The organism is Mesorhizobium sp. M0011 (assembly GCF_040324155.1).
Classification (GTDB): domain Bacteria; phylum Pseudomonadota; class Alphaproteobacteria; order Rhizobiales; family Rhizobiaceae; genus Mesorhizobium.
Map to the genome: position 1 here is coordinate 60,433 of NZ_JAMYVQ010000015.1, position 11,036 is coordinate 71,468.

An 11,036-nucleotide genomic window follows, 5' to 3' on the forward strand; every position below is an offset into this window, starting at 1 on the left:
GGGACGATGGAACACATCATCTCCGCCGACCTCCTCGATAAGGACAACGCCGCGCGCAAGGCCAACCTCGAGCGCGACTACGCGTCGCTCGGCGAGCGCCTCGACCGTCGCGGCATCGCCATCGACGCCATCCGCGACAAGGTCGAGAAATTCGCGATCGCCATCCCGTCCTGGGGCGTCGGCACCGGCGGCACGCGCTTTGCCCGCTTTCCCGGTGCCGGCGAGCCACGCGACATCTTCGACAAGATCGAGGACTGCGCCGTCATCCAGCAATTGACGCAGGCGACGCCGACCGTCTCCCTGCACATTCCGTGGGACAAGGCCGACCCGAACCGGCTGAAGCAGGCGGCTTCGCGCTTTGGCCTCAGCTTCGACGCCATGAATTCCAACACTTTTTCCGATGCAAAGGACCAAGCGCTTTCCTACAAATTCGGCTCGCTGTCGCATGCCGATGCCGGCACGCGGCGGCAAGCGGTCGAGCACAATCTCGAATGCATCGAGATCGGCGAGACGCTGGGCTCCAAGGCGCTGACGGTGTGGATCGGCGACGGTTCGAACTTCCCGGGCCAGGTCAATTTCGCCAAGGCGTTCGAGCGCTATCTCGACGCCATGAAGGAGATCTATGCCGGACTGCCCGCCGGCTGGAAGCTGTTTTCCGAGCACAAGATGTACGAGCCGGCCTTCTATTCCACCGTCGTGCAGGACTGGGGCACCAACTACATGATCGCCAGGGAATTGGGCGACAAGGCGTTCTGTCTCGTCGACCTCGGCCACCATGCCCCCAACGTCAACATCGAGATGATCGTCTCGCGGCTGATCCAGTTCAAGAAGCTCGGCGGCTTCCATTTCAACGATTCGAAATATGGCGACGATGATCTCGATGCCGGTTCGATCGACCCCTACCGGCTGTTCCTCGTCTTCAACGAACTGGTCGATGCCGAGCTTTCCGGCGCCGAGGGTTTTGACCCGGCGCACATGCTCGACCAGAGCCATAACGTCACCGATCCGATCGAAAGCCTGATGCTGTCGGCGGTCGAGGTGCAGCGCGCCTATGCGCAGGCGCTGCTCGTCGACCGCAAGGCGCTGGAAGGTTTTCAGGACTTGAACGACGCGCTGATGGCGACGCAGACGCTGAAAGCCGCCTACCGCACCGATGTCGAGCCGATCCTCGCCATGGCGCGGCTGAAGACGGGTGGCGCCATTGATCCGGTCGCGGCGTATCGTGCGGCGGGCTACCGGGCGAAAGTCGCGGCCGAACGCCCGGCGGTTGCGGGCGGTTCAGGCGGGATTGTGTAGGCCTTTAGTTCGATTTTCCGTCGATCCGACAGAGAGGGCGGCACTTGAGCACCCCCCTCTGTCCTGCTGGACATCTCCCCCGCAAGGGGGGAGATCGGATGTCATTTCTGCTTTCGCCAATCGCCAACGATGCAGGAAGAGCGCCGCAGCTGAAGCTGCAAATCTCCCCCCTTGCGGGGGAGATGTCCGGCAGGACAGAGGGGGGTGTGAAGGAACGCCAACCATCACTATTGGCTGGACTAACCCATCCCAAGGGTCTTTTCTAGGCGTCCCCCCGCCCGGAGAACCGCCATGCCGCTCACCCGCAGAACACTGATCGCCGCCAGTCTTTGCATCACCTTCGCCCTGGCGCCGTTGACGAGCGCCTTTGCCGCTTCCCCGCAACCGGCCAAGGGCGAGCACGGCATGGTGGTGACGGCCCAGCATCTGGCGTCCGAAGTCGGCATCGACGTCTTGAAGAAGGGCGGCAATGCTGTCGATGCGGCGGTTGCCGTCGGCTATGCGCTCGCGGTCGTCTACCCCAATGCCGGCAATATCGGCGGCGGCGGCTTCATGACCATCCGCTTCAAGGACGGCAAATCGACCTTTCTCGATTTCCGCGAGCGGGCGCCGCTGGCGGCGACAAAAACCATGTATCTCGACAAGGACGGCAACCCGGTGAAGGGGGCCAGTCTCGACGGCTATCTTGCGGTCGGCGTGCCGGGTTCGGTGGCCGGTCTGGAACTGGCCCGTGAAAAATACGGCAAATTGTCCCGCCAGGATCTGATGGCGCCGGCAATCGGCTATGCCAAGGACGGCTTCATCCTCAACCAAGGCGACGCCACCTCGTTTGCCGGCAGTGCCGACAGGCTGGCGAAGGACCCCGCGGCCGCCGCCATATTCCTGAAACCCGACGGCAAGCCCTATGGCATCGGCGAGCGGCTGGTCCAGCCCGACCTCGCGGCCTCGCTCGCCGCCATTTCCGAAAAAGGCCCGGATGCCTTCTACAAAGGTGCCATCGCCGACGCCATCGTCAAGGCGAGCGGCGCCAAAGGCGGCATTCTCGCCAAACCGGATTTCGAGCAATATGCGGTGCGCGAACTCAAGCCCGTGACCTGCACCTATCGCGGCTACGAGATCACCTCCTCGCCGCCGCCCAGCTCCGGCGGCGTCATCATCTGCGAAATCCTCAACGTTCTGGAGGGCTATCCCTTATCCTACCTCGGTGCCGGTTCTGCCGAGACGATCCACGTCATGATCGAGGCGATGCGCTACGCCTATGTCGACCGCAATTCCGCGCTCGGCGATCCCGATTTCGTCGACAATCCGGTCTCGAAATTGCTTGATAAGGCCTATGCCAAGGATATCCGCGACAAGATCGACCCGTTCCGGGCCGGCGTGTCGCAGGAGCTGATGCCGAAGGGCTTTGGCGAGAGCAAGGAGACGACGCATTATTCGATCATCGACGATGACGGCAACGCGGTCGCGGTCACCTACACGCTGAACGGGTCCTTCGGCGCCGGCGTCGTTGCCGACGGCACCGGCATCCTGCTCAACAACGAGATGGACGATTTCACCCAGAAGCCCGGCGTGCCCAACCTCTACGGCCTGGTCCAGGGCGAGGCCAACGCCATCCAACCGAAGAAGACGCCGCTGTCGTCGATGAGCCCGACCGTGGTGGCCAAGGACGGCAAGCCGTTCATGGTCATCGGCAGCCCGGGTGGTTCGCGCATCATCACCATCACGCTGGAAGCGATCGTCAATGTCATCGACCACGGCATGAACATCCAGGAGGCGATCGACGCGCCTCGCATCCACCATCAATGGCTGCCCGACAAGGTTTATGTCGAGCCGTTCGGCCTGTCGCCGGACACAGAAAAGCTGCTGGCCAGCATGGGATATCACCTCGATCTCGCTGACCAGACCTGGGGGCAGGCGGCCGGCATCCTGGTCGGCGGCAAGAGCCTGGCGGAAATCGAGAAGGGCGGCGGCGCGCGCTACAACGGCGCCATCGACAGCCGCGCGGCCTCTGGCGAGGCGCTCGGATACTGATAGCTCGGAGGAAAAGCTTGGTGCAGCGTGGCGATTCGGGTTGATCGCCCGCTGCTCAAGTGGATCGGCTCACACCGATTTGATCGTCACAAGACCAGCGTGAGGGTGGACGCAACCAGCATCAAGGCGGCAATGCCGACGAACAGCGCATAGATACGCGGCCGGTCGAGCAGCAGCGCGTTTCCGGATATCCAAGCGGACGTGGCGCCGCCAAGCGCGAAGAGGAAGCCGTTGCGGTGCCCGAAGACCATCGATGCGGCCATCAGCCCGCCAATGATCAGCGCACCGAACACGATGATCACGGCAACGGCATATCTCTCGAAATCATTGCCGCTACCCATGCTCGGGCCGATTGCGTTCAACGTCGGCAGGTCGTCCGGATCGAAGGGGTTCGTCGACCCGTATTCGTCTTGACCGGCAGGCTCTCGCATCATTCGTTCTCCGTATAGCGGCAACAAATCATCAAGCCTTGCCGAGTGCAACCCGATCGCGCTGCCTTGATGCGTTCGACCGGTCCTTGACGTCTTCAGGCGGCGGCTTGCTGCCGGCTTTTTTGGTTCGTTCCTTGGCCGTCTTTGGTCTCTCAAGCAATCCAGGAAACGGCTGCCCAAAGGCGACCGTGGCTTCGTCTATCATGGAATGCCTTCGTGGAGGAAAAATGATGCGAGGCGCGGATTGGGCTTCGCGGGCCGTGATTTTTTGGCGGCCACATCGCACAGCGCTGTTGTACGGGCGAATCGCCTTGCGGCCAAGCGGCGGCTGCGCCTGGCATGCGGTTGCGTAAAAGTTGACTTGTCAGGCCATCAAAATGTTGACTATTGAACTCATGTTCATAGTCAACCGGGCAGTGGTCACTGGAGACCGTATCCCGAAAAGCAGGGCACGCCGCATTGCAGAGAGACCGAGAGCCCCAGTCGAGAGCCGCGTCCGATCACTTGCGCAGCCGAATGACCCGGCGCCAGGCGCTCGGGCTTTTCACGCTGCCGTTCGCCGGCATGGGGTTCTCCACGGCTGAAGCCCGTCCGTTGCGCATAGTCTGCCTGGATGACGGGTTGACCGAGACCTTGCTCATGCTCGGCGTCAGCCCGGTCGCCATTGCCGATCGGGAGGTCTGGGAGAAATGGGTGGTCGAGCCGCGGCTGCCGCCTGACATCGCCGATGTCGGCACGCTGCTCGAGCCCAATCTTGAATTCCTGCAGCAGCTCAGGCCCGACATCATCCTGTCCATGCCGTATCTCGACGGCATCAAGCCGCTGCTCGAACGCGTGGCTCCGGTGACGACGATCGGTCTCTACACCGAAGCCGGGCAGCCCTATCAGCGCGCCGTCGAGGCGACGCGCCAGCTCGCCGGGCTTGTCGGCAAGGAAAGCGAAGGCGAAGCGCTGATCGCGGCGACAGACGCGTATTTTACGGAGCTTCGCCAGCAACTGGCGCCGCTGTCGGCACGGCCGATCTATGTCGTCAGCTTCCTGGACCCCCGCAATGTGCGCGTCTACGGCGCAAAGAGCCTGTTTCAGGAGGTGTTCGACCGCATCGGGCTCAGCAACGCGTGGACGGCCGAGACCAATTACTGGGGGTTTTCGACCGTCGGTATCGACGGGCTCGCAACATCCAGCGATGCGCGCCTCGCCTATCTCGAACCCTTGCCTGAGGGCGCCGGCGGCACGCTGACCGAAAGTCCGGTCTGGAACGCCATGCCCTTCGTGCGCAACCGCTCGATCATGCGCCTTCCTGCCGTCCTGATGTTTGGCGCGCTTCCATCCGCGCGCCGTTTTGCTCGGGACCTGGCGTCGGCGATGACCGCGGAGGCCGCCCATGGCTGAGGATGCCGCGGCCGTCACTCAAGAAGGAAAGCTTGCGCCGTCGGGCCGCGCCTTGCCATGGGGCTCTCTTGGCAATCAGCCGGTAGGCGCGATCCTGCTTTGCGCGGTGCTGCTCGCGGCGGCGATCGCGGCAACCGTCTCAAACCTCACCGTGCAGCTGCCATCGGCGCTCTGGCTCCAATCGCTCGCCGCCCCGGACATTGATGATATGCGGCAGGTGCTCGTCCACTACGCCTTCCTGCCCAGGCTTGCCGTCAGCCTTTTATGCGGTGCGGCGCTCGGGCTTGCCGGAACCGTCCTGCAGCAGGTTCTGCGCAACCCGCTTGCCTCGCCCGAAACGGTCGGCGTCTCGGCCGGCGCCTATCTGGCGCTGGCGCTGGCGACGCTTCTGTCACCGTCGCTGCTTGCCTTTGGCCGCGAATGGGTGGCGCTGGGCGGCGCATTCGTTGCCCTTGCCGCCGTCATCGCTCTGTCCTGGCACAAAGGCCTGTCACCGCTTTCGGTCGTGCTGGCGGGGCTTGTTGTCAGTCTCTATGCCGGCGCTATCGGCGCTGCCCTCATTGTGCTGCGGCATGAATGGTTGGCCGGCCTGTTCATCTGGGGCGCCGGTTCGCTGGGCCAGCAGGACTGGTCGACGACACTGTGGCTGTTGCCACGCATCGGCGGCGCGGCACTGGCGATCTTCCTCATGGTGCGGCCGCTGGCCCTGCTTGGTCTCGACGATGAAGGCGCGCGCAGCCTTGGCGTGCCGCTCGGCGCCTATCGCTTCGCAGGACTGGCGGCCGCGGTCGCCCTGATCGCGTTTGTTGTTGCCGCTGTCGGCGTCATCGGTTTCGTCGGCCTGGCCGCGGCGACGCTCGCGCGCATCGGCGGTGCCCGGCGGCTGGGCCAACAACTGGTGATGGCGCCACTGATCGGCGGGGCGCTGTTGTGGACAGCCGACCAGGCCGTACAGATCGCCACTGGACCGCAAGGCGACCTGCTGCCGACCGGAGCGATCACAGCACTTTTCGGCGCGCCTCTGCTTCTCTGGCTGCTGCCGCGCCTTGCTCTTGGCTCGGAAGCCCCGACCTTGATGGCCGCGCGCCTGCCGCGCGCAAGCCGGCCCGGCCTTATACTGACGGCGATCGGCCTGGCCCTGCTTTTGCTGCTCGGGCTGGCCCTGCTCTATGGACCGGGTCCGCATGGCTGGACCTTCGCCTTCGGCGACGAGCTGCAGCCTTTGCTGTCGTGGCGGTGGCCTCGTGTGCTTGCCGCGCTGAGCGCCGGGGCGATGCTGGCGCTCGCCGGGCTGATGATGCAGCGGCTGACCGGCAATCCGATGGCCAGCCCGGAAGTGCTTGGCATCAGCGCCGGTGCTGCGCTCGGCATGATGGTGGCGCTGTTTGCGCTCTCCGATGCCGGACGTCCGGTTCAGACGGCGGCGGCAACCATCGGCGCCTTCGCCGCTTTGCTGGTGACGCTGGCGATCGGCCGCCGTGCCGCCTATGCGCCGGAGCGGCTGCTGCTCGCAGGCGTTGCCCTGACGGCCTTGTTCGACGCGCTGATCCTGGTGCTCACCGCCACCGGCGATCCGCGTGCCATGCTGCTGCTCAACTGGCTGACCGGCTCGACCTATGGCGTCGATGTCGGTGACGCCTTGCTGACCGGTGGTATCGCCGTCTGCCTCTTCGCGCTCGCGCCTTTCTTCATGCGCTGGCTCGACATCCTGCCGCTTGGCCCCGCCGCTGTGCAGGGCCTTGGCATTGACCTGAAGAGGACGCGGCTTTTCGTGCTTCTGGTGGTCGCGGCACTCACCGCAGCCTCGACCCTGATCGTCGGTCCGCTGACCTTCATCGGCCTGATGGCGCCGCACCTTGCCCGTCGCTTTGGCCTCTCCCGTGCGCTGCCGCAGGCCGTTGGCGCGGTGCTCGCCGGCGCGCTGATCATGGTCGCCGCCGACTGGGTGGGCCGCACCGCCATCTTCCCGCGCCAGATCCCGGCCGGTCTCGTCGCCACGCTGATCGGCGGCCCGGTACTGATGTGGCTGCTGCGCCGCCGCTGACCGTTTTGCCCCTGGAGATATCCATGTCCACGTCGATGCCAGCCTTGATCGCCGACACCACGGTCCACGACTTTGTCCCGGCGCAGGGCGGCGCCCCCTGGCGGATATTCCTGCATGTGCCGTCCGGGCCGGTGCCAGAAGCCGGCTGGCCGGTCCTCTACATGACCGACGGCAATGCCGTCATCGGCACGGCGGTCGACGCCATGCGCGCGCAGGCCTTCTATCCAACGGGCACCAATGTCGGCTGGGGCGTCATCGTCGCCATCGGCTATCCCGTCGAGGGCGCCTACGACCCGCTGCGCCGCTCATGGGATCTCGGCCCGCCGCCGGGCAAGACCTATCCGCCCTTCTACGAGGGTACGCCCGAAGTCCGGACGGGTGGGGCAGCGGAATTCCTTGCCTTCATCGAAGACGAGCTGAAGCCATGGGTCGCCGGTTGGGTCACGGTCGATGCAAGCCGCCAGGCGCTTTACGGCCATTCCTTCGGTGGCCTGTTTGCGCTCTATTCCCTGTTCACGCGGCCTTCTGCCTTCCAGACCTGGATCGCGGCGAGCCCCACCATCTATTGGGAAGACCGTGCCATCGACCGCTTTCTCGAAACCTTCGCGGCCGCTGTTCCCGATGGCCTGACGGCGACCATGATCCTGTCGGCCGGCGAGTACGAGACCGAGAAGCTGGCACCGTTCCAGATTGGCGCCGAGGACGAGGAAAAGCGCCTGCGGCAGAAGAAGGTGACACGCACCGACGAATTCGCGCGGGCAATGGCGCAGCGGCTTGATGCTCTCCCGGGCGTGCGCGCGCGCTTCGAGCTGCACGCCGGCGAGAACCACATGTCGATCCTGCCGGTCACGGTCAATCGCGCGGTTCAGGCAGCGTTTGCGGTCAGGGCTTGCGACTAACGGCCTTCACCTCTCAACGCTGCGATGGCTTGTTCCCGTTGTGCGGCTGCGTCCGCGTCCATAGCGCCAAAACGCAGGGCACAGCGGAATTTTTCCCCGGGTACGACGCGAACCAGGCGGCCTCTTTCCTTGGCCGCAGCCGTCTGGTTCGGCGGTGGCCGGCAGCACGAGGCCAAGTGCGTCCTGGTCGGCGCCGCGCGTGATCCAGCGGACGGCATAATTGAGCTCGTCGGGGCGAAAGCTGACGAAATCCGCCGTACGGTCCGGATGGACCTGCAAGGCGTGCGCCCAGCCCTGGAGGTACGCCTTAGCCCTCATCGTCAGCACGAGTTCTGGGTCGATCGGCTCGCCCTTGGTCAGCAGGCGATGCCGCGAAGGATCGGCGACAACGGCATCGCGGTAAGCAAGGTAGCTTTCGCTCGGTGTGAAAAAGGGCGGCAGCGTCTGGCGCACGACAATGTCCACGGAATCATCCGCTACGGTGTCGACCAGGCGCCCGCCGTCGGCCGGCTTGAAATTGATGTGCGCCAGGTACATCAACTCCATGGCCGAGCGTTTCAGGTTCTCGATCACGATGTCGACTGCGACGCTGCTGGCATCGAGTTGCAGCCGTACGGTCGGCTCCATCACATAGTCATGGCTGAAAGCGACGGTCTGTCGGCAGCGCCCCGTCAGCGCCATGAAGGGTCCTTCGGAATTGCTGCCGGCGATCAGTTGCACGTCCTGATAAGGCGCATTGGGCAGATCGCCGTGAAGCGGGTGACGGTCATCCGAGCCCGGATTTCCCATTGCGGTAGCGCCGCAGTGAATGAAGAACGCGCCGTAGTTGGAAAGATAGTCCCGGGTCGCGACCGGCTCATTGAACATCGAGCGCATGGTCAGGGAGCGGCCGAGGAAGGTCACGTCCCAGATCTGCTGTCCTTGGAACGGCAGCATGACGATTTCGCCCTTCGCGTTGCTGATCCGAAGCCCGGCAACGCCGGATCGATAGCGAAAGGCGGTGGCGATAAGCCCGCGATAGCGCGCGACGATGGTTTCCGACGGGCCGAACTGCTCGGGCACGAGGTCGACGAAGACGTGATCGGAGTGGTCCAGATGCATTGTTTCGACCTCTATCTTCCGCAAGTGTGCGTGCCGATAGTCGCAGGAAACATCTGGAAATCAACGGCAGCACGCCTCACAGCTTCTGCCAGGACGGCTGGTGGAAAAGTCTCTTCGCACCCTTCTGGGAGAGCGCTCGAAACTGCAAGCTTGCCAGGCAATATCCCGCGATTGCCTATCCGCGAGCCGGCGGCAGCTCGAACAAAGTGGCGCCATTCTCCCGGCCGCGCTCGACATAGCCGATAACGCCAAACCATCTTGCGACATCCGGCCCCTGCAGCCAGCTGCGCGAGTGGATGGCGAGGTTGCCGGCGAGCGCCTGGATGTGCCGGATATGCCGCTTGCAGAAGCGAACGGTCGCCGCACGGAAGAAATCCTCCCGTGCGGCGAACAGCGTGTCGGCGGCGTCGCTGTTCTCGTGCCAGGCGATAATCGCCACGGCCTTGTCGCCCTCGACAAGCGCGTGCGCGCGGCCCTCCTTCAAATTCATCATCAGATTGTCGTAGGCGATCTTGCTGTCCTTGCCGGCCGCCACGTATTCGTCCGACATCCGCTTGGACAGACCGCGAAAGACATCCTCCAGATCCCCAAGCGTTGCTGCGCGTGCTCTCATTTCACCTCCTGCAGCCCCGGCAGGCAGTTTGCCCCAGGGTTGACGGGTGGCCAAGCAAATTAAATCCGCATGCAGGCAGAAGAGCGCAAACTTGTTTCGGCCAATGATGCTTGCGGTGACCGGTTGGCCAGCTTTTATGGCCACCCTGCTGGCCGTCACCAAGCGGCAGATATTTTGGCTGCGACTCCCGGTGAGCCGACGCCTTGCACACAGCGCCCACGCGGCCAGATTAGCGGCCGGCCGGGGGATGCAGCCTTGTGTCGAGAGCAAAAGTTTCCTGGAGCTTCACCGCATAGGTATCTGTCGCTACGCTTGCCACGAAGATCAAGTTCCAGCTATGTGAAGAGACCGCACTCGGTATCGCCACCACGCGATGGCCCATCAGAAGGTCATCCCCGAATGCCTGCTGACCCGCGCTTGGTATGCCGGGGCGCAGCCAGTTCGGATTGGGCACGCTTGCAGGATCGACGACATGTATAGCCGATGCATCGCTGATGACAGCGGCTGTTAACGTGTGAGGAACTGTGTCGAGGGCGCGAAAACCCTTATGTACGGCGACTTCGAGGATAGCCGTGGCGGGATCGATCGAGCAGTACACAGCTCTTACGCCCTTGCTGTTCCAGCGGCCGCCCACCCGATAGGCACCTTCGCCACTATTCCATGTCGCGGCATGGACGGCCTGGTCAAGCCGCCACGCGATGAGTTCCGTTCCTCCGAGCGCTATTGGCAGAGGCGTCATGCATAGACGCCGTATTCAAGCCGTTCGAGATAGTCTTCGACCAGTTCCACGCCGGCGGGAGTGCCCAGAAGATCGATCGGACGGCGCTGGTCGAGACCGATCGCCGGGCGCTCCAACCATTGCTCAGCTTCCGCCTGCGTACCGAGGACATCCGTCGCCTTCGCCAGGATCTCTGCGAATTTCCAAGTCCGTCCGCTTTGCTCTTGGCTAAGAGGCTTGGATGGAGCGTCTTTCCGGCGCTGCCAGGTTCGCAGGCTCATACCAACCGCCTTTTCGAGGGACGCCGTCTTGTCAATGAAGACCAGTTGTCCGACGAGATGGTTTAGCGCCGAGGCCGGCAGGCCACTTAGAAGCAATTCATGCGCATCAAGTGCGCTGGTCAATCGACGCGACAATATACGAGACCCGCCGAGCAGTGCCTCCACTCGTTGGAGACCGCCGTCTCTCGCTTCCGTAACGACCTTATCCGCCGTAGCCGTCATGTGCGCCT

At 63.9% G+C, this 11,036-nt stretch carries 10 protein-coding genes; 5 read left to right on the forward strand and 5 right to left on the reverse strand.

Annotation, left to right across the window (positions count from 1 at the left end; all coding sequences use genetic code 11):
• Positions 1-6 precede the first annotated feature (6 nt).
• Entirely contained in the window at positions 7-1,296 is a 1,290-nt protein-coding gene (gene rhaI, locus NKK51_RS17665; RefSeq protein WP_352554097.1) for an L-rhamnose catabolism isomerase, read from the forward strand.
• Positions 1,297-1,587: 291 nt separating this feature from the next.
• Positions 1,588-3,327, forward strand: coding sequence for a gamma-glutamyltransferase (gene ggt, locus NKK51_RS17670; protein ID WP_352554098.1), 1,740 nt, complete (start codon positions 1,588-1,590; stop codon positions 3,325-3,327).
• 86 nt (positions 3,328-3,413) lie between these two features.
• Here ggt and NKK51_RS17675 read toward each other — a convergent pair whose 3' ends face one another.
• Positions 3,414-3,761 carry a hypothetical protein gene (locus NKK51_RS17675; protein ID WP_032808338.1) on the reverse strand — a complete coding sequence of 116 codons (348 nt, stop codon included), beginning with the start codon at positions 3,759-3,761 and terminating at the stop codon, positions 3,414-3,416.
• A gap of 513 nt (positions 3,762-4,274) precedes the next feature.
• Between NKK51_RS17675 and NKK51_RS17680 the strand changes: the two genes are divergently transcribed.
• The 3 genes from NKK51_RS17680 to NKK51_RS17690 are packed head-to-tail and all read left to right on the forward strand — an operon-like array spanning position 4,275 to position 8,093.
• A complete protein-coding gene (locus NKK51_RS17680; protein WP_352554099.1) occupies positions 4,275-5,150 on the forward strand; it encodes an ABC transporter substrate-binding protein in 876 nt (291 codons plus the stop codon).
• A complete protein-coding gene (gene fhuB / locus NKK51_RS17685) occupies positions 5,143-7,194 on the forward strand; it encodes a Fe(3+)-hydroxamate ABC transporter permease FhuB (RefSeq protein WP_352554100.1) in 2,052 nt (683 codons plus the stop codon). Before NKK51_RS17680 ends, fhuB begins: the two co-directional genes overlap by 8 nt.
• Before the next feature lie 23 nt (positions 7,195-7,217).
• Positions 7,218-8,093 carry an alpha/beta hydrolase gene (locus NKK51_RS17690; RefSeq protein ID WP_352554101.1) on the forward strand — a complete coding sequence of 292 codons (876 nt, stop codon included), beginning with the start codon at positions 7,218-7,220 and terminating at the stop codon, positions 8,091-8,093.
• A 6-nt stretch (positions 8,094-8,099) separates the two neighbouring features.
• On the opposite strand, the gene NKK51_RS17695 is transcribed toward NKK51_RS17690, so the two are convergent.
• The 4 genes from NKK51_RS17695 to parS all read right to left on the reverse strand — a co-directional run bounded on the left by NKK51_RS17695 (position 8,100) and on the right by parS (position 11,028).
• Positions 8,100-9,155, reverse strand: a complete 1,056-nt coding sequence (locus NKK51_RS17695) for a DUF4432 family protein (RefSeq protein ID WP_352554102.1) — start codon at positions 9,153-9,155, stop codon at positions 8,100-8,102.
• 214 nt (positions 9,156-9,369) lie between these two features.
• Positions 9,370-9,807 (reverse strand): hypothetical protein, encoded by a 438-nt coding sequence (locus tag NKK51_RS17700; RefSeq protein ID WP_023813918.1) that lies wholly within the window; start codon positions 9,805-9,807, stop codon positions 9,370-9,372.
• A 229-nt stretch (positions 9,808-10,036) separates the two neighbouring features.
• Positions 10,037-10,546 (reverse strand): RES family NAD+ phosphorylase, encoded by a 510-nt coding sequence (locus tag NKK51_RS17705; RefSeq protein ID WP_352554103.1) that lies wholly within the window; start codon positions 10,544-10,546, stop codon positions 10,037-10,039.
• On the reverse strand, positions 10,543-11,028 hold the full coding sequence (gene parS, locus NKK51_RS17710; RefSeq protein ID WP_352554104.1) for a type II RES/Xre toxin-antitoxin system antitoxin: 486 nt from the start codon (positions 11,026-11,028) through the stop codon (positions 10,543-10,545). The genes NKK51_RS17705 and parS overlap by 4 nt, the downstream gene beginning before the upstream one ends.
• Positions 11,029-11,036 lie beyond the last annotated feature (8 nt).

Coding starts and splice junctions, on each gene's coding strand:
- rhaI (WP_352554097.1), top strand. CDS start 7: ATGGAACACATCATCTCCGCCGACCTCCTCGATAAGGACAACGCCGCG.
- ggt (WP_352554098.1), top strand. CDS start 1,588: ATGCCGCTCACCCGCAGAACACTGATCGCCGCCAGTCTTTGCATCACC.
- NKK51_RS17675 (WP_032808338.1), bottom strand. CDS start 3,761: ATGATGCGAGAGCCTGCCGGTCAAGACGAATACGGGTCGACGAACCCC.
- NKK51_RS17680 (WP_352554099.1), top strand. CDS start 4,275: ATGACCCGGCGCCAGGCGCTCGGGCTTTTCACGCTGCCGTTCGCCGGC.
- fhuB (WP_352554100.1), top strand. CDS start 5,143: ATGGCTGAGGATGCCGCGGCCGTCACTCAAGAAGGAAAGCTTGCGCCG.
- NKK51_RS17690 (WP_352554101.1), top strand. CDS start 7,218: ATGTCCACGTCGATGCCAGCCTTGATCGCCGACACCACGGTCCACGAC.
- NKK51_RS17700 (WP_023813918.1), bottom strand. CDS start 9,807: ATGAGAGCACGCGCAGCAACGCTTGGGGATCTGGAGGATGTCTTTCGC.
- NKK51_RS17705 (WP_352554103.1), bottom strand. CDS start 10,546: ATGACGCCTCTGCCAATAGCGCTCGGAGGAACGGAACTCATCGCGTGG.
- parS (WP_352554104.1), bottom strand. CDS start 11,028: ATGACGGCTACGGCGGATAAGGTCGTTACGGAAGCGAGAGACGGCGGT.